Consider the following 25,839-nt stretch of genomic DNA (forward strand, 5'->3'; position numbering starts at 1 on the left):
GGAGAACCTTAGATTATTGTCCGGGATTTGTTGAGCACTATATCGTTGGAGTATAGAGGTACAAAAAAAGCCCCATCCATTGAGTGCCCGGTATGCCATCCCTGTAACTCTCTATAAATGCGCGTTGGTAGCGGCTCTGGTGGCTGAAACGTCCTTCCTATGCTACGTTTTTTTATCTAGACGACCCCAATACCAGCCGGAACAACATATGATTCATTAAGACTGAATCGACCGCCACTTAAAGCCAGACAGAACACTGGTGCATTTTCGGTAGATACCGGTGATATGGCCAGGGCTTGCCCCTGACCATCCAGAGGGTTAGCAGGGAGCGATAACCATCAAAGCGTTCAGATTCTGGGCACGCACAGGGAATGGGCTGCGCCATGACCGGGATACCGAGCTGTTGCGCGCGGAGCTGTTCAGTATTGAGCAACTGAAGCGTCATGCAGTCACCCTGGCGGGACAGCATCAAATTGATCCAAGCCCGGGGGCGGACAGGTTGCTGCCGCGTCTGGCAGACAACGCCCGTGTTCTGCTGGCAGCTTACGACGTCGTTACGGCAGCCGCAACGACGGGGCAACGGATCGTGCCCACTGAAGCCTGGTTGCTTGACAACTTCTATCTGATTGAACAGCAGATCGGCCTGGCGCGACGGCATCTTCCTCGCGGGTACAGCCGCCAGTTGCCACGCCTGGCTGATGGAGAATCTGCCGGTTTTCCCCGGATATACGGCCTGGCGCTGGAGTTGATCTCCCACATGGATGGTCGGGTCGACAGCGACAATGTCACCCAATTCGTCGCCGCCTACCAGACTGTAGAACCCCTGAAACTGGGCGAGTTGTGGGCCTTCCCCATTATGCTGAAGCTGGCGCTGCTGGAGAATCTGCGCCGCGTCGGCGTACGCATCGCCCAACGGCGCGAGGAGCGCGACGCAGCCATCAGGTGGGCAGACCGCATGCTTGACGCGGCAGAAAGTGAGCCCAAGCAGTTGATCCAGTTGCTGGCCGAGTTTGCCCATGCTGATGTACCGCTGACTGCGTCGTTTGTGGAAGAGTTTTACGACCGGCTCCAGGCGCAGGGGCCCGCCATGGCGTTCGTGCAAACCTGGGTCGAACAGAAATTGCTTGAGCAGGGTACGACCGCAACGAAGTTGTCGGAGGCGGCCGGGCGGACGGCCGCCGCCAACCAGATATCCATCGCCAACAGCATTGGCAGCCTTCGCTTCATCGGCGCCATGGACTGGAAGCATTATGTCGAGACGCTGAGTGTCGTCGAAAAAACCCTGTGCGAAGACCCGTCAGGTATGCACGCCAGCCAGGATTTCGCCACCCGTGACCGCTACCGACATGTTATCGAGGATGTTGCGCGGGGCAGCGGCGGTAACGAAGCGGCGGTGGCTCGGAAAGCCATTGTTCTCGCGCAGGCGGGTGCCGCGCAGCGGGGCCGGCAAGACCGCAGCGCGCATGTAGGCTACTATCTGATTGATCGGGGACGCCCACATCTGGAGCGTGCGGTCGGCTGCTGCCCGTCGTTTACAACCCGCGTGAAACGGGCGAGCCGGCCTTTCCGCCTGCCACTCTATCTCGGCGCTATCCTGTTACTGACGTTGCTCACGACGGCAGGCGTGCTTTATACGCTTGATGGACTCGCACCCACTGACTGGCGCTACTGGTTCATTGCAATCACTGCCATGATCAGTGCCTCGGCGCTGGCGGTCGCGCTGGTTAACCTGGCGGTCACGGTGTTGTTGCCACCGCGTGCATTGCCACGACTGGATTTCTCACAGGGTATTCCCGACGTTCACCGCACCATGGTGGTGGTACCCACGTTGCTGGGCAGTCGGCATGAGGTCGATCGTTTGATCGAAGCCCTGGAGATACGCTATCTGGGCAATCGCGATCCCAATCTGTACTTCGCCCTGCTGACAGATTTTCCCGATGCGCCCGAGCAAACACTGCCGCAAGAGGTGGCTTTACTTGCCTATGCACGCGCAGCGCTCGAAGCACTTAATGAAACCTACCGCGATGATCACCCCTGCATCTTCTATCTGTTTCACCGGCCGCGCCTGTGGAATCCGTTCGAGCGGGTGTGGATGGGCTACGAGCGCAAGCGCGGCAAGCTCGAGCAGTTCAACGCCCGGCTCCGGGGCGGGGAGGACACCGCTTTCTCGGACATCGTCGGCGATCAGTCCATCCTTACCTCGATCCAGTACGTCATCACCCTGGACACCGATACGCAATTGCCCCGCGACACGGCGCACACCCTGATCGGCAACCTGGCGCATCCACTCAACCGGCCGGTTTACGATGACGCCAGGGGGCGTATCGTAGAAGGCTATGCGATTCTGCAGCCGCGCGCATCGATCAGCCTGACCAGCGCTGGCCAGTCACGATTTTCCAGACTTTTCGGGGGTGACTCGGGCATCGACCCCTACACGCGCGAAGTGTCGGATGTCTACCAGGACTTGTTCGGGGAAGGCTCGTTCATCGGTAAGGGCATCTACGATGTCGATGCGTTTCGTCAGGCCGTTGATGGACGCTTTCCGGAGAATCTCATCCTCAGTCATGACCTGCTGGAAAGCGGCTACGCGCGTTCGGGCCTGGTAACCGATGTCGACCTCATTGAGGAGCAACCGGCCAGTATTGCCACCGAGTCCAGCCGGCGCCACCGATGGGTTCGCGGCGATTGGCAGCTTGCTGGTTGGCTGCTGCCGCGCGTGCCGGGACCACCTGACGGAAATGGCGCGAGATCAAAGCGGCAGGCGAATCCGCTGTCAGCGCTGTCGCTGTGGAAGATTTTCGACAACCTGCGACGCAGCCTGGTGGCGCCGGCGCTCCTTGGTCTTCTGGTGGGGGGATGGCTTGTTGGTCCGGGCCCTGTGTGGGTGTGGACGGTGCTGGTTGTGGCGGTGTTGTTCCTGCCCCCCATGCTGTCCACCCTGATCGAGCTGATTCGCAAGCCCGAAGAATCTGAGTGGTTGCTGCACCTGAGCCAGACCGGAAAATCCGCCGGCCGTCCGATCGCGCTTGCCCTCCTGACCCTGGTCTTCTTGCCCTATGACACCCGAATTGTCCTGGGAGCGATCTGGCGCTCGGGTGCGCGCATGCCGTTTACGCGCCGTGGCCTGTTGATATGGCAATTGCCCGGCTACGCACGCCGCAACGCCTGCAGGTCGCTGACTGATTTTATCCGGGAAATGTGGGTTGCGCCGGTTCTCGCGGTGGGGGTGGGCGTGGCCCTGGTTGTGGTGGGGAGCACATTGGCGGCGGGGCTGGTCGCAGGCCCCATCTTGCTGCTGTGGCTGGTGGCGCCCGTCGTCGGCTGGTGGATCAGCCGGCCGCTGGTCGCCGCCAGTCCGGGCTTGAGCGTGGAGCAACAAGTCTTTCTGCGCGCTGCGGCCCGTCGCACCTGGCGCTACTTTGCGGACTTCGTCGGCCCGGACGACAACTGGCTGCCGCCTGACAATTTCCAGGTCTATCCTGCGCCGACCATCGCGTCGCGCACCTCACCCACCAACATCGGCATGTCGCTGCTGGCCGACCTGGCTGCGGTCGATTTCGGTTATCTCACGGTGGGGGAATGTCTGCAGCGCATCGACAATACACTCAGCACAATGGAAAAGCTGGAACGTTACCGCGGCCATTTTTACAATTGGTACGACACCCGAACGCTGCAACCGCTTAACCCGCAATACGTCTCTTCGGTAGACAGCGGCAACCTGGCCGGCAGCCTTCTCACCCTGCAGGCGGGGCTGGCCGAGCTGAAGGACCAGCCGGTGCTGTCGCTCAGTGCGTTGCAGGGCCTGCAGGACACCGTGCAGGTGTTGGCCGAACAGCTGCCTGCCTCACCGGCCCCCGAACTGGCGGAACACATCCGCGCGCTGCAAGACACCCTGCACGACCTCACATTAAAGGGACAGCCGCTGACACTGGCTGCCGCCGTCAGCGCGCTGGACCAGATTCTGCGCACCGACAGAGCGTTGTTTTCCTGGCTACCGGTGGATGTCGATATTGATGGCGAACTGGTTTACTGGGTGCAGGCTTTCGACCAGCAATTCCGTGCGCTTCGCGATGAACTCGGAAGTCTGGTTCCCGAGTCGTGGCAGGGCAGTGCGCTTCCAACCCGGATGGAGCTGGCCGCTGCAAATGGCCGCACCGATGGAGCAGGCGCGCAGGCACAGCTCGACCTAATCGATGACCTGGTGAATCGTTGCCAGGATCTGGCAGCAATGGATTTCGAATTTCTCTACGATGCTGAGCGCGGCCTCCTGACCATCGGCTACGACGTCAGTGAACGCCGCCGCGATCCAGCCTGCTACGACCTTCTGGCTTCGGAAACTCGCCTGGCCAGCTTCCTGCTTATCGCTCAGGGACAGGTGCCGCAGAAGCACTGGTTCACGCTCGGCCGTCTGCTGACCAGTCATGGTGGCGACGTCAGCCTGATTTCGTGGAGCGGCTCTATGTTCGAATACCTGATGCCTCAGCTGATAATGCCCAGCTACACCAGTACCCTGCTGGAGCAGACCTGCAAGGCTGCCGTGTCGCGCCAGATCGAATACGGCCGTCAACGCGCGGTGCCCTGGGGTATTTCCGAATCCTGCTATAACGCCACCGACTTCGATCAGGTTTACCAGTACCGGGCCTTCGGTGTACCTGGCCTCGGCCTCAAGCGTGGGCTGGGCGACGACATAGTGATCGCACCCTACGCCAGCGCACTGGCACTGACAGTGATGCCGCGGGAAGCCTGCCGCAATCTGCAGGCGCTGGCTGATCAGGATTTCCTTGCCGCCTACGGTTTCTACGAGGCGATTGACTACACGCCCACCCGTGTCCCCCGGGGCAAGTCGCACGCCATCGTGCAGACTTTTATGGCACACCACCAGGGCATGAGCCTGCTGGCCTTTGCCCATGTCTTGCTCCACCAGCCGATGCAGCGCCGCTTCATGTCCGACCCGCTCGCGCGGGCAACCGAATTGCTGCTGCAGGAGCGGGTGCCGAAGCGAGGCGAAACCCTGCACCCGCACGCGGCCGAAGCCAGCGCCGCCGCCCGCCCGCCCAGCGCAGAAGCCGGCGCAACCATGCGCGTGTTTACCGACACCGAAACCCGGCTCCCCGAAGTTCACCTGCTGTCGAACGGCCGTTATCACGTGATGGCGACCCATACTGGCGGCAGCACCAGCCGCTGGGGTGACCTTGCCGTTACCCGCTGGCGCGAGGACGCCACTTCCGACAACTGGGGCACCTTTATCTACCTGCGTGACCGCGACAGCGGAACATACTGGTCGACGGCGCACCAACCGACTCTGCGCCAGGCCGATCACTATGAAGCGATCTTTGTGCAGGGGCGCGCGGAATACCGGCGGCGTGACCATGCGATCGAAGCACACACTGAGCTCTGTGTGTCACCGGAAGACGATGTTGAGATTCGTCGCGTCAAGCTTACTAACCAGTCGACCCGCACCCGCCACATTGAGGTGACAAGCTTTGCAGAGGTTGTGTTGGCGCCGCTCAACGCAGACCTGGCCCATCGCTCGTTCAGCAATCTGTTCGTACAGACTGAAATCCTGACCGGGCGGCGGGCAATCCTCTGTACCCGACGCCCCCGCACACCAGGCGAGCAGGTGCCCTGGATGTTTCACCTGCTGGCCACGCCCGGCTCGGTAGCCGACGAGCCATCCTGTGAGACCGACCGGGCCCGTTTCATTGGACGGGGCCGCACGGCAGCCAATCCGATGGTGATGGACAGCGAAGACCGGCCATCAGCCTTGTCGAACACGCAGGGGGCGGTGCTTGACCCCTGTGTGGCAATCCGTAGCACGCTGACCCTGACCCCGGATGAATCGGCAAGGGTACAGATCATTTCCGGTGTTGCTGAAACGCGCGAGGCAGCATTGACGCTGCTCGAGAAATACTGCGACCGCCACTTCGTCGAGCGCGCGTTCGAGATGGCCTGGTTCCAGAGCCAGGAGGTGCTGCGGCACCTCAATGTAACCGAAGCCGATGCCCAGAAATTTGGCCGCCTGGCCAACTCTGTCATTTACGGCAATGCCCTGCGCCGCGCGGCGCCGGATATCATCGCCCGCAACCAGTTGGGGCAGTCAGGACTGTGGCGCTTTGCCATCTCGGGGGATCTGCCGATCGTCCTGCTGTTCATCGGCGACCTCAACCGCATCAATCTGGTCAAGCAGGTGGTGCAGGCGCACGCCTATTGGCGAATGAAGGGCCTGGCTGCCGACCTGGTGATCGTCAACGAAGGTTTCTCCGGCTATCGGGCGGAGCTGCAGGACCTGATCATGGGGCTGATCAATGCGGGGCCCGAAGCGCAGGTAGTCGATAAACAGGGCGGGGTCTTCGTGCGTCGTGCTGAAGAACTTACCGAGGACGAGCGTGTGCTGCTGCAGACCGTGTCCCGCATTGTCTTCAGCGATGCCGCCGAGACGCTGATCGAGCAGGTGGATCGCCGGGTATCGGCAGGACGCCGATCAGACCTGTTGAAACCTTCGCAGCAGGCGGGCGCCGAAACTGTTTATCCGCTGGAGCCGCGTGAGCTGATTTTCAGCAATGGCGTTGGTGGCTTTACCCCCGATGGTCACGAATACGTCGTCACCCTCGAACCCGGACAGACTACGCCGGCGCCCTGGGCTAACGTCATCGCCAGCCCTCACATTGGCACTGTTGTCAGTGAGAGCGGCAGTGCCTATACATGGGTGGAAAATGCGCATGAATTCCGCCTCACCCCCTGGTACAACGACCCGATCTCCGACAGCAGCGGCGAGGCGTTCTACATCCGCGATGAAGAAACCGGTGCTTTCTGGTCGCCAACGCCGCTGCCTGCCCGTGGCCGCTCCGGCTACGTGTGCCGGCACGGCTTCGGCTACAGCGTGTTCGAGCACTTTGAGGCTGGCATCGCCTCGGAGCTCTACACCTATGTCGCCATGGATGCGCCGGTCAAATTCGTAGTGGTCAAGCTGAGCAACGAGTCGAAGCGTGCGCGCAGCCTGTCGCTCACCGGGTTCTGGGAGCTGGTGCTGGGCGAGTGGCGGCATGCTAACCAGATGCACATCGTCACCGAAATCGACCTGCACACTGGCGCGTTGTTCGCCCGCAATGCCTACGGTCGCGAATGTGCCAACCGGGTGGTGTTCGCACAGATCAGCGAGCGCGAGCGGACGGTAAGCGGAAACCGCACCGAATTTATCGGCCGTAACGGTGCGCTGGCCAGTCCGGCGGCGATGCGTCGGAAGCGGCTGTCGGGCAGGACCGGCGCCGGCCTCGATCCGTGCGCCGCGATCCAGGCCCGGATCGAACTGGGCGCCGGCCAGGAACACGAAATCGTACTGGTCTTCGGCGCGGCGGGGAATGCCGATGAGGCCCGCCATCTGGTCCAGCAATTCGGTGGCCAGGCGGGCGCGCGGCAAGCGCTGGAGGCGGTATGGGAATACTGGAACCACACCCTGGGCGCGGTTAATGTCGACACGCCGGACGCAGCGCTGAACGTGTTGGCCAATGGTTGGCTGGTTTACCAGACCCTGTCATGCCGGTTGTGGGGACGCAGCGGCTACTATCAGTCTGGCGGTGCCTTTGGTTTTCGCGACCAGTTGCAGGACACCATGGCGCTGATCCACGCAGCGCCATGGCTTGCCCGCGAGCAGCTGGTCCGGCACGCCGGTCGCCAGTTCCTCAAGGGTGATGTGCAACACTGGTGGCACCCGCCGAGCGGGCAGGGCGTACGTACCCATTTTTCCGACGACTACCTTTGGCTGCCTTATGCCACCTGCCGCTATGTGCGGGCGACCGGCGATACCGGCGTGCTCGACGAGCCTGTCCATTTCCTGGAAGGGCGTGAATTGTATGCAGAGGAGGAGGCTTACTACGACCAGCCGCAACGCTCTCCTGAGACGGCCAGCCTGTACGAGCATTGCGTGCGTGCGCTCAAGTACGGACTGCGCTTCGGCCCCCATCATTTGCCGCTGATGGGCTGCGGCGACTGGAATGACGGCATGAACCTCGTGGGCAAGGACGGCCGCGGCGAGAGCGTATGGTTGGCCTGGTTCCTGGTCGAGAATCTCGAGTTGTTTGCCAGCCTGGCCCGCGATCGCAATGATCAGGATTTTGCCGAGCTGTGCAGTACCCAGGCGACAGAACTGCGCAGCAACATAGAGGCCCAGGCTTGGGATGGCGGCTGGTATCGGCGCGCTTATTTCGACGACGGTACCCCCCTGGGTTCAACCAGTAACGACGAATGCCAGATTGATTCGATCAGCCAGAGCTGGGCGGTGATCTCGAGAAGCGGCGACACGCAACGGGCACGTCAGGCGATGATGGCGGTAGACCAGCGCCTGGTGCGCCGTGACCAACAGATCATCCAGCTGCTCGACCCGCCCTTCGACAAGTCATCCCTCGAGCCAGGCTACATCAAGGGCTACATACCTGGAGTACGGGAGAACGGGGGCCAGTACACGCATGCCGCAGTCTGGACTACGATGGCGTTTGCCATGCTGGGCGACACCGAGCGTGCGTGGGAACTTTTTGCCATGCTCAATCCTGTTAACCACGGTAGCAAGCCTGAGGCAATCAAACGCTACAAAGTCGAACCATACGTTATGTGCGCGGATATCTACGGTGTGTCGCCGCATATCGGCCGTGGTGGCTGGACGTGGTACACGGGGGCGGCAGGCTGGATGTACCGGTTGACTGTAGAAACGCTGCTGGGGCTTCATCTGGAAGGCGGCCACCTGCGCATTGCACCCTGTGTTCCGGCTGCCTGGGAAAGCTACAATATTCACTACCGCTACGTAGATACCGTCTACCACATCACCGTCAGGCGCATGGGTGAATTTTCAGGACGGGTAACCTGTGTGACTGTGGACGGGAACAGGCTTACCGATACACGCATTCCGCTGACCGACGACCGCCAGGAGCACTTTGTCGAAGTAGACCTGGGCGGCTCGTAGTCGGTAGCAGCCCGGCTACTCGTCGGTTCTGTCGTTGAATGGTTTAGCGTTTATCCTTGCCGCCTTTTTTCCGGCTGTCGTCATTGATCTCGCCCAGCACGGTTCCTGATTTGCCACCCTGTTTCCGGGGTTTATCTTTCGCCTTGTCCTTATGACTGTCGGCCTGATTGTTGTTCATGAGCTGATCTCCACATAGTTAATTCGTTAGCGTTATTGCCTCTCACCCTGACTTCTCCGGAACCAGGGTGAGGATCTCAGGATATGTAAAGCGGCTGATCTGGTCTGTGCGTTGTCAGACTGAAGCCTGGGTTACCAAAACAAACCCGTCGGTTCTTATCATTTCATGCGCTTATGTGTGTTTTCGCACAGACGCACTGGTGCCCGGGCACCGATCCTGAGGGTGTGAGTTCGCGGCGGTTAAATACCGCAGTATCCGCTGGGACATGGTCCGCGCCAGGAATGAACAGGCGCAATTTCGGTAATCCAGGTAAGGAATTTGTCATGATCAGAGTCAAAACTGCGGTAATCAGTATCTGCCTTCTCGGCGCACTACCCATGGCAGCATCCGCACAGTCCTCAGAGTTCGGCCCACAGGAAGGCGAGCGGGAGTTTTCCCTCTCTGGTACCGGCAGTAACGACCGGGATTTCAACAGCGGCAGCTTCGGAGTCACCGGCGATCTTGGTTGGTATCTGAGGGATAATATGGTTGCCGGCGTCCGCCAAAGCATCAATTACGCCGACATCGAAGGGGAAGGTGTCACGGACGATTTCTGGAACGGCTCAACCCGTGGTTACCTCAACCATCAATTTCTTGATGATCGTGCGCGACCCTTCGTGGGCGCCAGCCTTGGCGGCATTTACGGTGATGGGGTCAAGGACAGTGCCTTCGCTGGCCTGGAAACGGGTTTAAAGTACTACGTGCAGAAGAAGACCTTTTTCCTCGCCCGCGCTGAGTATCAATTCCTGTTCAGCGATACCGATGATGCCACCGATGCGTTCCAGGACGACGGAATCTGGGCCTATACCGTAGGCCTGGGCTACAACTTCTGAAGCACGTTAAGGCGCTGTTTGGTGAGGTTGGCGTCAGGGCCAGTGGCCAGCTGTCCGTCATTGGCCCCACGCCCGTATAGGCGGCGGACGCCAGGCAGGTCGCCGGGTTGGAGCCCGGGACAGCTTGCAGCCGTGACATGAAAATCCATGAATGCTGGCGGTTCGAGCGGATCTCGATTGTCCACATCCCCAATTTCCCGGAGAGCCATGATGGCTGCGAACAAAAAACCGACCCGGTCGTCACGAGTGAAAGACAATGGTAATAAGTCCGCCACGGCAGGGCAGAAACATGGCGGGGTGCTCAGTACTAATGATGTGGTGGCCGAGCATGGCAAGGCAATCGACGAATTCGTTGCGGCTATGGCCTATAACAGCATCAAGGAACTGGAGCACGGTCATGACAATGCCCTGTCACCACCGACCGGAGTGACCGTTGAACCAGGCTCCAGCAGGCTGACCGCGAGCACACTCACAGAGGAATCCGGGACTGCAAAAACCGGTGGCGCAGCGCAGCTCGGAACCAACGAAACCATCGAATCCCTGGAACGAGTCCGGGTGGACCCAAGCGATCGGTCGTTGACGACGAACCAGGGCGTTCCCATTGGCGATAATCAGAACACCCTTAAGGCCGGATTGCGGGGGCCTTCGTTGCTTGAAGACTTCATTCTGCGGGAGAAAATCACTCACTTTGACCACGAACGCATCCCGGAGCGTATTGTCCATGCCCGCGGCTCGGCAGCGCACGGGTATTTCGAAGCCTATGATGCACTGACCAAATACACGCGCGCCGCGCCCTTCGCCGAGAAAGGCAAGAAGACGCCGGTATTCGCACGCTTTTCCACGGTCGCCGGCGAACGTGGCTCGAAAGACACCGCCCGTGATATCCGTGGTTTCGCGGTGAAGTTCTATACCGACGAAGGCAACTGGGACTTGGTCGGTAACAATATCCCGGTTTTCTTCATCCAGGATGCCATGAAGTTTCCCGACCTTGTCCACGCCGTGAAACCAGAACCGCACCACGGCATGCCTCAGGCGGCGTCGGCCCATGACACCTTCTGGGACTTCGTCTCACTGATGCCGGAGTCCACGCACGTTTTGATGTGGGTAATGTCGGATCGCGGAATACCACGCAGCTATCGGATGATGCAGGGATTTGGTGTGCACACGTTCCGCCTGGTCAACGAGCAGGGTGAGTCGGTCTTCTGCAAATTTCACTGGACGCCGCTCCAGGGTACCCATTCACTGCTCTGGGATGAGGCCGTCAAGATCTCGGGCGCGGACCCCGATTTTCATCGCCGGGATTTGTGGGAGGCCATCGAATCGGGTGAGTTTCCGGAATGGGAGCTTGGGCTACAGATATTTACGGAGGAACAGGCCGAAGGCTTCAGCTTCGATGTGCTCGACTCCACCAAGATAGTGCCGGAAGAACTGGTGCCGATTACGCCCGTGGGGAAAATGGTGCTTAACCGCAACCCTGACAATTTCTTTGCGGAAACCGAGCAGGTTGCGTTCTGCACGGCGCATGTCATACCGGGCATCGATTTTTCCAATGATCCGTTACTCGCTGGTCGAATCCATTCCTATTCAGATACGCAGATCACGCGACTCGGCGGCCCCAATTTCCACGAGATTCCGATCAATTCGTCGCTCGCCTCGGTACAGAACAACCAACGTGACGGCATGCACCGTCAGGCGCTGCATCGCGGGCGCGTTGCGTACGAACCGAATTCGCTGGCCGGTGGCTGCCCCTTCCAGGCCGGAACGGCAGGATTCGTGTCTTTCCCCGACACCAATGCGGAAGACAAAGTCCGTGGAAAACCGGAAAAGTTCGCAGAGCATTACGCCCAGGCCACCCTGTTTTTCGACAGCCAGACACCGGTAGAAAAAGCGCATATAGCAGCTGCATTCCGGTTTGAGCTGAGCAAGGTGGGCGTTCCTGCCATCCGCAAGCGGATGTTGTCGTCGCTGGTCAACGTTTCGCTGGAGCTGGCTGCAGAGGTCGCGGATGGGCTGGGCATGGCAGTGCCCGAAGCCATGCCCAAAGCCCTGGCCGAATCGCAGCCGCCGGAGGTGACGGTTTCGCCTGCATTGTCGCTGATGGCGCGGCCAGGTGAATGCGGTATCCGGACACGTCAGATTGCTGTATTGGTTGAAGATGGCGTCCACCATGCTTCTCTTGCCAGCCTTTATAGTGCGCTGGTCGACAAGGGCGCAGTGGTTCATTTCGTGGGGCCTCGGGTAGGCCTGTTCGTCGGTGACTCCGGTGGAGAGATAGAAGCGGATAAATCGATGGAGAATTCACCGGGATTCCTGTTCGATGCGCTGGTGATACCCGATGGCGGCGTGGCGGTCGAGGCACTGGCGGGTAACGGAGGAACGGTGGAGTTTGTGATGAACCAGTTCAGGCACTGTAAAACGATTCTTGCCCTGGGTGCCGGGCGCGAACTGCTGAAAATGGCCGGCATTGAATCGGGCCTGGATGGAGATAAGGGAATACTGCTGGCAGAGGGCGCCAATGCGAGCGAGGTTGCGCCGGCATTCATCAATGCAGTCGCCGCTCATCGCCACTTTTCGCGGGACAGTGATCCGCCCAAGATATGACGACATCGCCAAGCTGGAGTGCGGACCGGCTGCGTTTTGTTTTTAGTCGGATCAAGGAGCGCTTATGGGTCAGGCCACTGGCCCTCTGCGTACTTTCCATTGGCGGTACATTCATCGCCATGCTGGCGGACGACTCGGGGCTTTCCAGAGTATTGCCCGAGGTCACCCTGAAATCGGTCGAGTCGCTGCTGTCCATCATGGCCTCCAGCATGCTGGTTATCGCGACGTTTGCCGTAGGCTCCATGGTGGCGGCGTATGCCTCTGCCAGTACCGGTTCAACACCCCGTTCCATCCCGCTAATCATCGCCGATGACGTTACCCAGAACGCATTGTCGGCGTTTATCGGCGCCTTCATCTTCAGTATTGTTTCCCTGATCGCAATCCAGAATGACCTGTTTGAGTCAGCCGGCCGGTTTGCAATCTTCGTGCTTACACTGCTGGTGTTCACCATTGTCATCATCACGTTCGTTCGATGGGTGGACAGAATCGCACGGCTGGGCCGAGTGGTGAACACCATCGAACAAGTCGAAAAAGCAGCCCGTGATGCCCTGGACCGTCGTCGCCATGCTCCCACACTGGGCGCTCTAGCTATTTCACCAGATCACGCCGGAGACACAGGTGTACCTGTGTGTTCAACAACGGTTGGTTATGTCCAGCATATTGACCTGCAGGCTTTGCAATCCGTTGCTGAAGCCCTCAATTGCCGAATGATGGTCACCGCACTGCCTGGTAAATTTGTGACGACACATCAACCGCTGCTTCGTATCGAGGGGTGCACTGAGACGTTCAAGCCAGACACGGCTACCCGTGCCTTCACGATCAGTTCCAATCGTACCTTTGAAGACGACCCCCGCTTCGGGCTCATCGCCTTGTCCGAAATTGCAGACAAGGCGCTGTCGCCCGGCGTTAATGACCCGGGAACCGCGATTGACGTCATTGGCACTTTGGTAAGGCTGTTTACGCTTTGGCAATCCCCGCCCGAAAAGGAACGGCTCCAGGCAATCACCTTTGACCGGGTATTGGTTCCGGAGCTGGCGATCAGCGACCTGTTCGATGACGCCTTTACGGCCATCGCCCGTGACGGTGCAGGTATGGTTGAAGTCTCCATCCGGCTGCAGAAAGCGTTTTGCGCGCTGGCCGAAATAAATGACGATGCAATGGTAGCCGCTGCCAGAAAGCATTCACGAATGGCGTTGGCCCGCTCGGAGCATGCCTTGTCACTCCAGGAAGACATCGAAGCGGTGCGCAGGGCAGCCCCCTAGTGTCCCGTAACAGGGACGTCCCTCCCGGCACACTCATTCCTTCGCTCGCTGCTTACCGTCAACGATCTTTTCTTCTACCTTTTCAGCCTCTGCATGGTTGGTATCCGGCTCTTCCTGCTCAGCTTCCGCTTCTGGCTCCAGGCTCAGTTCGATGAAAACAGGAAAATGATCGGATCCCCACGCAGGCCCCTTCTCCATGCGGACAAGTTTGAAATGGTCAGAGTGGAAGACGTGATCGAGGGGCCAGCGCAAGAGCGGGATCCTGGCGTTGTAGGTGCTGTACATGCCGCGGCCGATACGGGGGTCGAGCAGGCCACTGGCTTTCTGGAACAGCGTTGTGGTGTAGGACCACGCTACATCGTTAAAATCGCCTGCAATAATGGTGGGCTTATCGTGCTTCTCGACTTCCCGGCCCACGATCAACAATTCCGCATCCCGTTCCGTGGTTTCGGTTGCGTACTTGGGGTTGGGGGGATCGGGGTGTACGAAGTGCATAGAAACCCGGTCATCGGAGGGCAACACCACCTGCATGTGCATCGACGGTATGCTGTCTTTGAGAATAAACCGGATGCTGGCATTGATTATCTCAAGTCGGCTGTACACGAGCATGCCATAGGTGTTGTTGAGCGGGTTTTTGAGTGTGTGCGGATAGGTATCTTCCAGTGGCCTGAGCGCTTCCTCCCACCAGTCATCTGTCTCCACAGTCAGGATCACATCCGGATCATAATCGCGCACAACCTCCAGGAAAGCTTCCGACTCCCGGTTGTCTATCAGAACGTTTGCGACGAGTAACTTCAGGTTGGCTTCATCCGAGTAGGATTCAGCATTCATTACCTGCTTGGGCATCAGTACCGTGTACGGAAACATTTTTACGACCTGATACCCTACGGCCAGCACCAATAGGCCCAGAATGACAGATTCGTAGATGCGGTGCGGGTTCCAGAAAAAGAGATACACAGTAACCAGTATGATGCCTGTGATAGCAATCTGACCTCGTGGAAAATCCAGTACACGAATCCACCATTGGTCGAAGCGCAGAAATGGCAGGGCGGTGGCGACGACGACCAGCAGTGCCAGAGCAACCAGAACCAGCTTCATAATGTTTGAAGGGGCTTCCCGGACGAGCACAAATTAATGCCGGCCACTGCATAGAGAGCGGCAACCATGATTCCTGCCTCCAGATAATTCAGACGTTTCGGGCGTCAGTACACAAATCCTATACCTGCCCCTGCACGGTCACTGTGCGTTACCGCACTCACCATTTACTCACGACTCCGGGTTTACGCCGGCGAGATGGTGTTGTAATCGGACAAAACGTCCTGTTTGACCGATTCATCAAAGCTTTGCTTCCCCGGCTTCATTCGGAACAGGGAGTGAATTGCCGTGCGGCACGGAACTCAGGATGAGGTTCCAACGTGCGCCCTAGAAGTTGGCCAGTCGGTTCGCTGGCGCACCAAGGGAATAGCTGCAATTTTGATGTGAAGCGGCTTCCACCGCTTGTGCGAGCACGCCAGTCAGGAGAAAATCACCGCCGAATCAATATAGGTAGGAAATAATGACTGGCAAAGGTGAAGACCAGGCCTGGATGGACCGTGCTCTCAAACTGGCGGGGCAGGCAGCCTCCGCCGGTGAGGTTCCGGTGGGGGCCGTAGTGGTGTTGAATGGCCGGGAAATCGGAGCCGGCTTCAACGCTCCGATCAGCGGGTGCGATCCTACCGCCCACGCGGAAATAAGAGCGCTGCGGGATGCCGCCCGCCGGGTCGGAAATTACCGGTTGCCGGGTGCCACGCTTTACGTCACCCTTGAGCCCTGTACCATGTGCGTGGGCGCCATCGTGCACAGCCGCGTAAGCCGTCTGGTATACGGTGCAGCCGAGCCGAAAGCCGGGGCGGTGGAGTCCGCCCGGCGAACGCTGGAAGAGGAACACCTGAACTGGCATGTTGAATTCGTCGGCGGCGTTCTGGCGGACCGGTGCAGTGGCATTATCAGAGATTTTTTCGCCCGGCGGCGGGCAGACAGCCGTCGCCGGAGGCAGTTGTTTTCAGGGAAGGAGTGATTACCGATCATGAAAGTTCTGGTAACCGGCGGTGCCGGCTATATAGGCAGTCACGTGGTCAGGCAGTTGGGCGAAGCCGGCCACGATATTGTTGTTTTCGATAACCTGTCCACAGGGTATCGCTGGGCTGTCACCTGTGGTGAGCTGGTGGTGGGCGACCTCGCGGACGAAGCAGCCATCGCGGACCTTTTCAGCCAGCATCGCTTCGACGCCGTCCTGCATTTCGCGGCCAATATCGTCGTTCCGGAATCGGTTGAAAATCCCCTCAAGTATTACAGCAACAACACCCGCAACACCCTGAATCTGTTGAAGGCCGTCGAGCGGTACCAGGTTCCATACATGGTGTTTTCGTCCACGGCTGCGGTTTATGGCATGCCGGAGCAGCAGGTCCTTACCGAAGACCTGCCGCTGGCTCCGATCAATCCCTACGGCGCGTCCAAGATGATGAGCGAGCGGATGATCATGGATCTGGCGGCTGCCTCAAGTCTGAATTACGTCATCCTGCGGTATTTTAACGTCGCCGGCGCCAATCCTGACGGTCTGCTGGGGCAGGCGACTCCGGAAGCTACCCACCTGATTAAGGTCGCCAGCGAGTGTGTCACCGAACAACGGGAAGGTATGAGTGTGTTCGGCACGGACTACGACACCCGGGATGGCACCTGTATTCGCGATTACATTCACGTAGAGGATCTTGCCAAGGCTCATGTCATGGCGCTGGATCACATGGTGAGCGGTGGCGAATCGAAGGTCCTGAACTGCGGTTACGGGCGGGGCTTCACCGTGCGCGAGGTCATCGATGTGGTCAAGCGGGTGTCCGGTGTGGATTTCCCGGTGACCGAGACCGACCGGCGCGCGGGCGACCCCGCCGCGTTGATGGCGGATAACACTCTGATCCGCGGCACTTTGGAGTGGGAGCCGGACTACGATGATCTGGAAACCATTGTCCGGACTGCGCTGGCCTGGGAAGCGATCTGGCAGAAGAAAAAAGCCTCCGGCGACCACTGAGCTCTGATATTTACCCATTTGGATACGTTTGGAAAGTAACCCATGAAGATTACAATTTTCGGTACCGGATATGTTGGGCTGGTGACGGGTGCCTGTCTGGCGGACGTCGGCCATCATGTCCTGTGTATGGACGTGGACCAGGGCAAGATCGACAAACTGCGCAACGGCCTGATTCCCATCTACGAGTCGGGCCTGGACTCAATTGTCCGGCACACCGTGGAAGCGGGCCGCCTGGCTTTCACCACCGATACCGAAGAGGCGGTAAAACATGGCGCATTGCAGTTCATTGCGGTAGGAACACCGCCCGATGAGGACGGCTCGGCAGACTTGCAGTACGTGACCGCCGTTGCCAAATCCATTGGCCAGCACATGGATGACTACAAGGTGGTAGTTGACAAATCGACGGTTCCGGTCGGCACCGGCGACAAGGTTCGCGCTGCCGTGCAGGCACAGCTGGACCACCGCGGCCTTGAGCTGGAATTCGATGTGGTCTCCAACCCCGAGTTCCTGAAAGAAGGCGCGGCCATCAACGATTTCATGAAGCCGGATCGCATCATTGTCGGCACCGACAGCGAGAAGGCGGCGGATTTGCTGCGGGAAGTCTATTACCCGTTCAACCGCAGCCACGACCGGATGATCTTCATGGATATCCGTTCGGCGGAACTGACCAAATACGCCGCCAACTCCATGCTGGCCACCAAGATCAGTTTCATGAACGAAATCGCCAACCTGGCCGAGCGCCTCGGCGCCGATATCGAGGCGGTACGTCGGGGTATCGGTTCCGATCCCCGTATCGGTTACCACTTTATTTACCCCGGTTGCGGTTACGGCGGCTCCTGCTTTCCGAAAGATGTTCAGGCTCTGGCCCGTACCGCCCGTGACTGCGGCTATGACGCCCGGCTGCTGAACTCGGTGGAAGAGGTAAATTATGCTCAGAAACATGTGCTGTTCGACAAGATCAGCCATCATTTCCAGGGCAACCTCGAGGGCAAGGTTGTTGCCCTGTGGGGACTGGCATTCAAACCTAATACCGATGACATGCGCGAGGCCTCTTCCCGTACGCTGATGGAAGACCTCTGGAAAGCCGGTGCCTCGGTACAGGCCTTCGACCCCGAAGCCATGGAAGAAACCCAACGCATCTACGGTGACCAGCCGGGTCTGACTCTGTGCGGAACCAAGGAGCAAGCGCTCAAGGGCGCCGATGTGCTGGCCATCTGCACCGAATGGAAGGAATTCCGTTCCCCGGATTTCGACGTGGTGGCCGCCAACCTGCGGGACCCGGTGGTCTTCGATGGTCGTAACCTGTACGAGCCGGAAATGCTCGATCGCTATGGCCTGATCTACTACGCCATCGGCCGCGGCCGTAACCAGTTCCACTCGGTGGTGTGATCGATGAGCCGGGAATTCGAGTTACATGAGCGGCTGGCAGCAGACACCATCCTGCTGGGCAGGACCCGTCTGTGTGAAGTGCAGTTGATGAACGAGAAAACCTGGCCCTGGGTTATCCTGGTGCCGGCGATCGCCGGTATCCGGGAGATCTATGAGCTTTCCGAAACGCAGCAGCAAAGGCTGATGGCCGAGTCATCCGCGCTGAGCCGCGCCATGATGGAGGCGTTCAAAGGGGACAAGATGAACGTGGCGGCACTGGGCAATATGGTGCCGCAGCTTCACGTCCACCACATCGTGCGGTTTGAAGGGGATCCGGCGTGGCCGGGGCCGGTGTGGGGTACCCAGACTCCGGTACCCTATGAGGAAACTCAGCTTGCGCGAATGAAGCAGGCTCTGGAGCCGGTGCTGGCAAGCCTGGCCTGAGCTGGCCTCATCGCCTCCGGGCCAGCGTCTGCGATCCCAGCAGGATCATCCGAAGCTCCGTTTTCAGCTTCACCTTCAGCTCTTCCTTTTCTTTCGGTGTGGCATCGAGCGCCTCCGCACCCTGGTTGAAAACCAGCGTCACCATCGCCTCGGCCACCACACGCGCGTCAGACAGCGGTTTGCCCTGTTCCTCGGCAAAGCGCCGCAGATCGTCGGCCAATTCCGTCACGAAGTGATCGATCTCCGCCTTCACCGCAGTCCGGAACGGCTTCGAAACACCGGTTCGCTCCCGAAGCATCAACCGAAACAGATTGGCGTTGTTGCCCAGATACTCCATGAACGTATCCACCGAGGTGGAAATGGCGCTGCCGTCCCGGGCGATACGTTTGCGGGCGTGGCGCATGAGCTGGCGCAGGGCGACACCGCCTTCGTCCACCAGGGCGAGTCCGAGTTCGTCCAGTTCCGAGAAGTGGCGGTAAAACGAAGTTGGGGCGATACCTGCTTCGCGGGCCACTTCTCTCAGGCTCAAACTGCCAAACCCCCGGTCGGCACTGAGCTGCGAGAGCGCAGCGTCCATCAATGCGCGTCGGGTTTTCAGTTTTTGCTCCGCTCTGGTGGCCAACTTCAGACTCCGTTTGTTGGTGAGAAGAGGGGGCATTCTAGCCGGCTGGAACCATACAGTCATCCGGGCGCCGGATTTGCACACCAGCACGCCTGATTTTCAGACCCATTGTGTTTATAATGGGCCGCTTTTCCAGTAAGGTCGCAAAAATTTTAGCGGCCACGAATCAAGTAGCCTCAGGTGGGGTGACCCTTTCCGAAACCTTGCGGAGCCATGAATGGCGGAGCAGAGCGTACAGGGACGTATCCACAGCGTGTTTCGGAAAGGGTCACCCCACCCGAGGCGGCAAGACACGAAAAAGTTTCGAATACATCTAACGTAACGGGAACCGGTATGCGCAGTCATTATTGCGGTGGGATCAACGAATCCCACATCGATCAGGAAGTCACACTTTGCGGATGGGTACACCGCCGCCGTGACCATGGTGGGGTTATCTTCCTGGATCTGCGAGATCGGGATGGTATGTCCCAGGTGGTTGTCGACCCGGACACCCCTGAGAGCTTCGCCCTGGCCGAGAAGGTCCGTAGCGAATTCGTCATCAAGGTTACCGGCCGCGTGCGTCGTCGCCCGGCGGGTACCGAGAACAACAACATGCCTACCGGCCAGGTAGAGTTGTTGGGCAAGGAAGTGACCATTCTGAACGCTGCCGCCACACCGCCGTTCCCACTGGACGAGCACGTGGACGTGGGCGAGGATGTACGCCTGCGCTACCGCTTCGTGGATCTGCGTCGTCCGGAGATGATCAACCGCCTGCGGTTCCGCTCCCGGGTCACCAGCTATATCCGGAACTTCCTGGACAGCCGCGGCTTCATGGACGTGGAAACCCCGATCCTGACCCGTGCAACTCCGGAAGGTGCTCGTGACTACCTGGTGCCGAGCCGTACCCACGAAGGTTCCTTCTTCGCGCTGCCGCAGTCCCCGCAGCTGTTCAAGCAACTGCTGATGGTCTCCGGTGTTGACCGTTATTACCAGATTGCCAAGTGCTTCCGGGACGAGGACCTTCGGGCCGACCGTCAGCCGGAATTCACCCAGGTGGACATCGAGGCGTCTTTCATCGATGAGCAGACCCTGATGGAGCTGAACGAAGACATGGTTTGCTCCCTGTTCAAGGATGTTCTCGATGTCAGCCTGCCGGAATTTCCCCGCATGCCGCACTCTGAAGCCATGCAGCGCTTCGGCTCCGACAAGCCGGACCTGCGTATTCCGCTGGAACTGGTGGACGTCAATGACCTGGTCGAGAGCGTGGATTTCAAGGTCTTCGCCGGCCCGGCCAGGGATCCGAAAGGCCGTGTCGCAGCTCTGCGTGTACCGAAGGGTGGCGAGCTGACCCGTAAGCAGATCGACGACTACACCAAGTTTGTCGGAATCTATGGCGCCAAGGGCCTGGCCTACATCAAGGTCAACGAACTGGCCAAGGGTGTTGAAGGTCTGCAGTCTCCGATCATCAAGTTCCTCGGTGACGACGTGGCCCAGGCCATCATGGAGCGCGTGGGTGCGGAAGACGGCGATATCGTGTTCTTCGGTGCCGACAAGACCATGGTCGTCAACGAAGCGCTGGGCGCTCTGCGCGTGAAGCTGGGTCACGACCTGAACATGCTGACCTGCGAGTGGGCGCCGCTGTGGGTTGTGGACTTCCCGATGTTCGAGGAAACCCCGGATGGCGGGCTGACCGCGATTCACCACCCGTTCACCGCGCCGTCCTGCTCACCGGAAGATCTGGCTGCGGATCCGGCCAACGCGCTGTCCCGCGCTTATGACATGGTCCTGAACGGCACCGAGCTCGGCGGCGGTTCCATCCGTATCCACGACGAGAAAATGCAGGAAGCGGTGTTCCGCATCCTGGGAATCGGCGAGGAAGAGGCCCGTGCCAAGTTCGGCTTCCTGCTGGATGCCCTGAAGTTCGGTTGCCCGCCACACGGTGGTCTGGCGTTCGGCCTGGATCGCCTGGTCATGCTGATGACCGGGTCATCCTCAATCCGTGACGTGATTGCCTTCCCCAAAACCCAGAGCGCGACCTGCCTGATGACCCAGGCGCCGGGCGAGGTTGACGAGAAGCAGCTGCGTGAGCTGCACATCCGCCTGCGCCGTTCTGCCAAGCCGGTTGAGGGCAACAAGGCCGAGGGTGACGAGTAAATTCTGACAAGGCGGGGGTGGGCCCGCGGCCCGCTCCCCGGACGATGGACGGAGGTTAGGCATGGCTGGTCACAGTAAATGGGCCAACATCAAGCATCGCAAGGCGGCACAGGACGCCAAGCGCGGCAAGATCTTCACCAAAATCATCCGGGAACTGACCGTTGCCGCCCGCCTTGGCGGCGGCGATCCCAACGATAACCCCAGGCTCCGGGCGGTTGTCGACAAGGCCCTGACGGCCAACATGAAAAAAGATACCATCGAACGGGCCATTGAACGTGGTGCCGGTGGTGGCGATGACAGCAACTACGAAGAACTGACCTACGAAGGTTACGGCCCGGGCGGTGTGGCTATTTTCGTCGAGGCCATGACCGACAACAAGAACCGGACCGTCGCCGAGGTACGCCACGCGTTCAACAAGTTTGGTGGTAATCTCGGAACCGATGGCTCCGTGGCCTACCTGTTCACCAAGCAGGGCATTATCAGCTACAGCCCGGAAGTGGACGGCGACCGGTTGATGGAAGCGGCACTTGAAGCCGGGGCCGAGGACCTGCAGGAACAGGAAGACGGCTCCTACGAGATTGTGACCACCCCGGAAGAGTACCTGGACGTCAAGGAGTCCCTGGTCGAAGCGGGGCTGAAGCCGGACAATTCCGAGGTCACCATGGTGCCGTCAACCCGGGTCGAACTGGACCGGGATGGGGCCGAAACCATTCTCAAGCTGATCGACATGCTTGAGGATCTGGATGACGTGCAGAACGTCTACCACAACGCGGACATCTCCGCAGACATCATGGAATCCCTGTGACCATGGCGGGAGCCTGAGCATGCCGATCATTCTCGGAGTGGATCCCGGTTCCCGGATCACCGGATACGGGGTCATTCGTGCCGAGGGTCGGGTGATCGAGTATATCGACAGCGGCTGTATCCGGGTCGGGGAAAAGCCCATGGCCGAGCGGCTCCAGACCATCTTCCACAGCCTGGCCACGCTGATTGGCGAGTATCGGCCGGAGGAGTTCGCCATTGAGCAGGTGTTCATGGCCCGCAATCCGGACTCCGCTCTCAAACTGGGTCAGGCACGTGGCGCCGCCATCGTCAGTGCCGCCAACAGCGGACTGGCGGTACACGAGTACTCCGCCCGGCAGGTCAAACAGGCGGTGGTCGGTAAGGGTGGGGCGGACAAGTCCCAGGTCCAGCACATGGTGCAGGCCCTGCTGTCGTTGTCCCGCAAACCCCAGGCCGATGCGGCTGACGCCCTGGCGATCGCACTGTGTCACGCTCATATGAGCCAGAGTGTGCTGCGCCTGGCGGGGAACGGCGGCAAGGTGCGCAGCGGTCGAGTCAGACAACAATAAGCGGCTCACAGGAGCCACAGGAGCTACCCCTTGATAGGTCGTATCCGAGGCATTCTGGTCGAAAAGACCCCCGGGCAGGCGTTGGTGGAGTGCGCCGGGCTGGGCTACGAAATCGACATTCCCTACACCACCTTCTTTCACCTGCCTGAAACCGGGCAGGAAGTTGCCCTGCATACCCATTTTGCCGTCCGCGAAGATGCCCAGAGCCTGTATGGGTTCACGGCGAAGCTGGATCGGGACCTGTTCCGCCTGCTGATAAAGGTTAATGGCGTCGGCCCGAAGCTGGCGGTCGGGATCCTCTCCGGCCTCGATGCGCAGCAGTTCATCCGCTGTGTCGAGGCGAAGGATGCCAATGCCCTGGTCAAACTGCCCGGTGTGGGCAAAAAAACGGCAGAGCGCCTGCTTATTGAAATGGCTGACCGGATCGGGCAACTTGAGGGTCAGTTTGTGCCGATGTCGCCGGGCGCGACAGTTGCCGGTGGGCCCGTCTCCGAACAGGTAGTGACTGGTCCGGATCCGAGGGAAGAAGCCGAGGCGGCCTTGATTGCTCTTGGCTATAAGCCGCAGGAGGCCGCGAAGGCAATCAATAAGGTTGCCGAGGAAGGCGCGACCAGTGAAACACTGATTCGCCTGGCCCTTCGCAACATGATTCCCGCCGGATGACCTGGCGGTAATATGTCGCCTGAGTGGCGCCAAACCTGTCGAGAGCGTAACGTGACAGTCAGAGGCCCGTTTGTACAATTGGGGCAACGTTGAATTGCAGGGCAAGGCACACAGGCACGATGTTGATTCCCAGAGAACGGGTGATGCCATGATTGAATCCGACCGACTGATTTCAGCCGGGGTCGGTGACTATGAGGAGGTCCAGGATCGGGCCATCCGTCCGACGCTGCTGTCCGAATATGTGGGCCAACCTTCGGTCCGTGAGCAGATGGAGATTTTCATCTCCGCCGCCCGCGGTCGGAAGGAGGCGCTGGACCATGTGCTGATTTTTGGTCCGCCCGGTCTGGGTAAGACCACCCTGGCCAATATCATTGCCAACGAGATGGGGGTAGCCATCAAGACCACCTCCGGCCCGGTGTTGGAGAAAGCCGGCGACTTGGCCGCGATGCTCACTAATCTCGAAGAAGGCGATGTTCTCTTTATCGACGAGATCCATCGCCTGAGCGCCGCCGTAGAGGAAGTCCTGTATCCGGCCATGGAGGATTACCAGCTGGATATCATGATCGGCGAGGGCCCGGCTGCCCGCTCCATCAAGCTGGATTTGCCACCATTCACACTGGTAGGGGCGACTACCCGTGCCGGGCTGCTGACCTCTCCGCTGCGGGACCGCTTTGGCATCGTCCAGCGGCTCGAGTTCTACAACACCGAGGATCTGACCAATATCATCATCCGCTCGGCCCGGCTCTCCACGGTGGCGATTGATGAGGCTGGAGCCTTCGAAATTGCCCGTCGCTCCCGGGGAACGCCCCGGATCGCCAACCGCCTGCTGCGTCGGGTCCGGGATTTCGCCGAAGTTCGGTCGAACGGCCGGATTACCGCGGACATTGCGGACCAGGCCCTGAACATGCTTAAGGTGGATAATCAGGGCTTTGATCACATGGACCGTCGGCTGTTGCTGGCCATGATAGAGAAGTTCGACGGTGGGCCGGTCGGTGTTGAAAGCCTGGCCGCCGCCATCAGCGAAGAGCGGGGCACCATTGAGGATGTTCTGGAGCCTTTCCTGATCCAGCAGGGTTTCATGGTTCGAACGCCGCGTGGACGAATGGTGACCTCGAACGCCTACCAGCACTTCGGCGTGGTGCCTCACGGATCGGATGCCGAGGGGGATCTTTTTGACTGATACAGCCAACGCCCAGGTCTTTGAATTACCCCTCAGGGTGTATATAGAAGATACGGATGCCGGTGGTATTGTCTTCCATGCCAAGTATCTGCACTACATGGAGCGCGCCCGTACCGAATGGGTGCGCAGTTGCGGGGTTGGTCTGCGGGCCGGCCTGGCGGATAACATCAGCTACGTGGTGCAGCGGATGAATATTCACTATGCGGTGCCGGCCCGACTGGATGACCAGCTGCTGGTCACTGCCGAGCCTGTGGCCTACGGCCGGGTCTGGATGACTTTCAGACAGCGTGTTCTGCGTGCCAGTGATCGTAAGTTGCTGTGCGAAGCAGATGTTCGTGTGGCCTGTGTGGCACTGGGTACCGGCAGGCCGAGGCGCCTGCCCGAGAATCTGCAGGACCTGCTGAAGCGCAATGTTCAGCACCCGGACCCAACTAACGGAACCAGCCAGGAGTAAAAGGTGGAGTCAGAACTTTCTGTATGGCATCTCATTTCAAATGCCGGGTTACTGGTACAGCTGGTCATGCTGTTGCTGGGACTGGCCTCGGTGATTTCCTGGGCCCTGATTTTCCAGCGCCTGCTGGTCTTCCGGAAAGCAAGGCGAGCCCAGCTGGAATTTGAAGAACGGTTCTGGTCCGGCATGGACCTGGGGCAACTGTACCGGGAGGTCAATACCGAGCCGACGCCATTCTCCGGAGTGGAAGCGGTCTTTCGCGCCGGGTTCAAGGAGTTCTCGCGCCTCCGGCAACAGAGCCGGGATGCGGACGCTGTGATGGAGGGCACCCAGCGTGCCATGCGGGTTGCATTCTCCCGGGAACAGGAGCGCCTTGAAACCCATCTGCCATTTCTGGCTACGGTCGGTTCCACCAGTCCCTATGTGGGCCTGTTCGGCACCGTTTGGGGGATCATGAACTCGTTCCGGGGCCTTGCCCAGGTCCAGCAGGCCACGCTCGCGACCGTCGCGCCGGGTATTTCGGAAGCACTGATTGCAACGGCCATGGGCCTGTTTGCAGCCATTCCGGCGGTTATTGCCTACAACCGCTTTTCAGCCATGTCCGATGCCTTGCTCAAGAACTACGAGACTTTCGCCGAAGAATTCTCCAGCATTCTGCACCGTCGGGTGCATGCCAGCGAACAGAGTGCCGCCTGATGG

The 25,839-nt window shown here is 59.6% G+C and carries 18 protein-coding genes; 15 read left to right on the forward strand and 3 right to left on the reverse strand.

Annotated features, from left to right (window positions below):
• The first annotated feature begins 403 nt into the window (after positions 1–403).
• Positions 404–8,953, forward strand: a complete 8,550-nt coding sequence (locus tag R6W86_RS14025; protein WP_410329982.1) for a GH36-type glycosyl hydrolase domain-containing protein — start codon at positions 404–406, stop codon at positions 8,951–8,953.
• Between the two features lie 43 nt (positions 8,954–8,996).
• Here the strand turns inward: R6W86_RS14025 and R6W86_RS14030 are convergent, their stop codons facing one another.
• The gene (locus R6W86_RS14030; RefSeq protein ID WP_410329983.1) at positions 8,997–9,131 is read right to left on the reverse strand and encodes a hypothetical protein; all 135 of its coding nucleotides are present in this window, start codon (positions 9,129–9,131) and stop codon (positions 8,997–8,999) included.
• 323 nt (positions 9,132–9,454) lie between these two features.
• Here R6W86_RS14030 and R6W86_RS14035 point away from each other — a divergent pair, with 323 nt between their 5' ends.
• From R6W86_RS14035 to R6W86_RS14045, 3 genes are all read left to right on the forward strand, one after another.
• Entirely contained in the window at positions 9,455–10,003 is a 549-nt protein-coding gene (locus R6W86_RS14035) for a hypothetical protein (protein ID WP_410329984.1), read from the forward strand.
• A 147-nt stretch (positions 10,004–10,150) separates the two neighbouring features.
• Positions 10,151–12,604, forward strand: coding sequence for a catalase (locus R6W86_RS14040; protein ID WP_410329985.1), 2,454 nt, complete (start codon positions 10,151–10,153; stop codon positions 12,602–12,604).
• Positions 12,601–13,866, forward strand: a complete 1,266-nt coding sequence (locus R6W86_RS14045) for a DUF2254 domain-containing protein (RefSeq protein ID WP_410329986.1) — start codon at positions 12,601–12,603, stop codon at positions 13,864–13,866. Before R6W86_RS14040 ends, R6W86_RS14045 begins: the two co-directional genes overlap by 4 nt.
• Positions 13,867–13,899: 33 nt before the next feature.
• Here R6W86_RS14045 and R6W86_RS14050 read toward each other — a convergent pair whose 3' ends face one another.
• Positions 13,900–14,964 (reverse strand): endonuclease/exonuclease/phosphatase family protein, encoded by a 1,065-nt coding sequence (locus R6W86_RS14050; RefSeq protein ID WP_410329987.1) that lies wholly within the window; start codon positions 14,962–14,964, stop codon positions 13,900–13,902.
• A 457-nt stretch (positions 14,965–15,421) separates the two neighbouring features.
• Between R6W86_RS14050 and tadA the strand changes: the two genes are divergently transcribed.
• From tadA to R6W86_RS14070, 4 genes are read left to right on the forward strand one after another with little or no spacing between them, the layout of a single operon-like run.
• Positions 15,422–15,922, forward strand: coding sequence for a tRNA adenosine(34) deaminase TadA (gene tadA, locus R6W86_RS14055; protein WP_410329988.1), 501 nt, complete (start codon positions 15,422–15,424; stop codon positions 15,920–15,922).
• A 9-nt stretch (positions 15,923–15,931) separates the two neighbouring features.
• Complete coding sequence (galE, locus tag R6W86_RS14060; protein ID WP_410329989.1) at positions 15,932–16,927, forward strand: UDP-glucose 4-epimerase GalE; 996 nt, start codon at positions 15,932–15,934, stop codon at positions 16,925–16,927.
• Between the two features lie 42 nt (positions 16,928–16,969).
• Positions 16,970–18,316: a UDP-glucose dehydrogenase family protein gene (locus R6W86_RS14065; protein WP_410329990.1), complete on the forward strand. Its 1,347-nt coding sequence runs from the start codon at positions 16,970–16,972 to the stop codon at positions 18,314–18,316.
• Positions 18,317–18,319: 3 nt separating this feature from the next.
• Positions 18,320–18,739, forward strand: a complete 420-nt coding sequence (locus R6W86_RS14070) for an HIT domain-containing protein (RefSeq protein ID WP_410329991.1) — start codon at positions 18,320–18,322, stop codon at positions 18,737–18,739.
• A gap of 7 nt (positions 18,740–18,746) precedes the next feature.
• Here R6W86_RS14070 and fabR read toward each other — a convergent pair whose 3' ends face one another.
• The gene (fabR, locus tag R6W86_RS14075) at positions 18,747–19,361 is read right to left on the reverse strand and encodes an HTH-type transcriptional repressor FabR (RefSeq protein WP_410329992.1); all 615 of its coding nucleotides are present in this window, start codon (positions 19,359–19,361) and stop codon (positions 18,747–18,749) included.
• A 333-nt stretch (positions 19,362–19,694) separates the two neighbouring features.
• On the opposite strand from fabR, the gene aspS reads away from it, so the two are divergent.
• From aspS to tolQ, 7 genes are all read left to right on the forward strand, one after another.
• Positions 19,695–21,494, forward strand: coding sequence for an aspartate--tRNA ligase (gene aspS, locus R6W86_RS14080; protein ID WP_410329993.1), 1,800 nt, complete (start codon positions 19,695–19,697; stop codon positions 21,492–21,494).
• Between the two features lie 61 nt (positions 21,495–21,555).
• Entirely contained in the window at positions 21,556–22,299 is a 744-nt protein-coding gene (locus R6W86_RS14085; protein ID WP_410329994.1) for a YebC/PmpR family DNA-binding transcriptional regulator, read from the forward strand.
• A 19-nt stretch (positions 22,300–22,318) separates the two neighbouring features.
• Positions 22,319–22,846 (forward strand): crossover junction endodeoxyribonuclease RuvC, encoded by a 528-nt coding sequence (ruvC, locus tag R6W86_RS14090; protein WP_239036970.1) that lies wholly within the window; start codon positions 22,319–22,321, stop codon positions 22,844–22,846.
• Positions 22,847–22,876: 30 nt separating this feature from the next.
• Positions 22,877–23,509 carry a Holliday junction branch migration protein RuvA gene (ruvA, locus tag R6W86_RS14095; RefSeq protein ID WP_410329995.1) on the forward strand — a complete coding sequence of 211 codons (633 nt, stop codon included), beginning with the start codon at positions 22,877–22,879 and terminating at the stop codon, positions 23,507–23,509.
• Between the two features lie 148 nt (positions 23,510–23,657).
• Complete coding sequence (gene ruvB / locus R6W86_RS14100) at positions 23,658–24,689, forward strand: Holliday junction branch migration DNA helicase RuvB (protein WP_410329996.1); 1,032 nt, start codon at positions 23,658–23,660, stop codon at positions 24,687–24,689.
• Positions 24,664–25,143, forward strand: coding sequence for a tol-pal system-associated acyl-CoA thioesterase (gene ybgC, locus R6W86_RS14105; protein WP_410329997.1), 480 nt, complete (start codon positions 24,664–24,666; stop codon positions 25,141–25,143). The genes ruvB and ybgC overlap by 26 nt, the downstream gene beginning before the upstream one ends.
• 3 nt (positions 25,144–25,146) lie before the next feature.
• Positions 25,147–25,836 (forward strand): protein TolQ, encoded by a 690-nt coding sequence (gene tolQ, locus R6W86_RS14110; RefSeq protein WP_410329998.1) that lies wholly within the window; start codon positions 25,147–25,149, stop codon positions 25,834–25,836.
• The last annotated feature ends 3 nt before the right edge of the window (positions 25,837–25,839 follow it).

The organism is Marinobacter sp. (genome assembly GCF_046484525.1).
In the GTDB taxonomy this organism is placed as follows: domain Bacteria; phylum Pseudomonadota; class Gammaproteobacteria; order Pseudomonadales; family Oleiphilaceae; genus Marinobacter.

Bases quoted from the DNA above. Each gene is read 5' to 3' on its own strand.
- R6W86_RS14030 (WP_410329983.1), bottom strand. From the start codon at position 9,131: ATGAACAACAATCAGGCCGACAGTCATAAGGACAAGGCGAAAGATAAA.
- R6W86_RS14035 (WP_410329984.1), top strand. From the start codon at position 9,455: ATGATCAGAGTCAAAACTGCGGTAATCAGTATCTGCCTTCTCGGCGCA.
- R6W86_RS14040 (WP_410329985.1), top strand. From the start codon at position 10,151: ATGAATGCTGGCGGTTCGAGCGGATCTCGATTGTCCACATCCCCAATT.
- R6W86_RS14045 (WP_410329986.1), top strand. From the start codon at position 12,601: ATGACGACATCGCCAAGCTGGAGTGCGGACCGGCTGCGTTTTGTTTTT.
- R6W86_RS14050 (WP_410329987.1), bottom strand. From the start codon at position 14,964: ATGAAGCTGGTTCTGGTTGCTCTGGCACTGCTGGTCGTCGTCGCCACC.
- tadA (WP_410329988.1), top strand. From the start codon at position 15,422: ATGACTGGCAAAGGTGAAGACCAGGCCTGGATGGACCGTGCTCTCAAA.
- galE (WP_410329989.1), top strand. From the start codon at position 15,932: ATGAAAGTTCTGGTAACCGGCGGTGCCGGCTATATAGGCAGTCACGTG.
- R6W86_RS14065 (WP_410329990.1), top strand. From the start codon at position 16,970: ATGAAGATTACAATTTTCGGTACCGGATATGTTGGGCTGGTGACGGGT.
- R6W86_RS14070 (WP_410329991.1), top strand. From the start codon at position 18,320: ATGAGCCGGGAATTCGAGTTACATGAGCGGCTGGCAGCAGACACCATC.
- aspS (WP_410329993.1), top strand. From the start codon at position 19,695: ATGCGCAGTCATTATTGCGGTGGGATCAACGAATCCCACATCGATCAG.
- R6W86_RS14085 (WP_410329994.1), top strand. From the start codon at position 21,556: ATGGCTGGTCACAGTAAATGGGCCAACATCAAGCATCGCAAGGCGGCA.
- ruvC (WP_239036970.1), top strand. From the start codon at position 22,319: ATGCCGATCATTCTCGGAGTGGATCCCGGTTCCCGGATCACCGGATAC.
- ruvB (WP_410329996.1), top strand. From the start codon at position 23,658: ATGATTGAATCCGACCGACTGATTTCAGCCGGGGTCGGTGACTATGAG.
- ybgC (WP_410329997.1), top strand. From the start codon at position 24,664: ATGCCGAGGGGGATCTTTTTGACTGATACAGCCAACGCCCAGGTCTTT.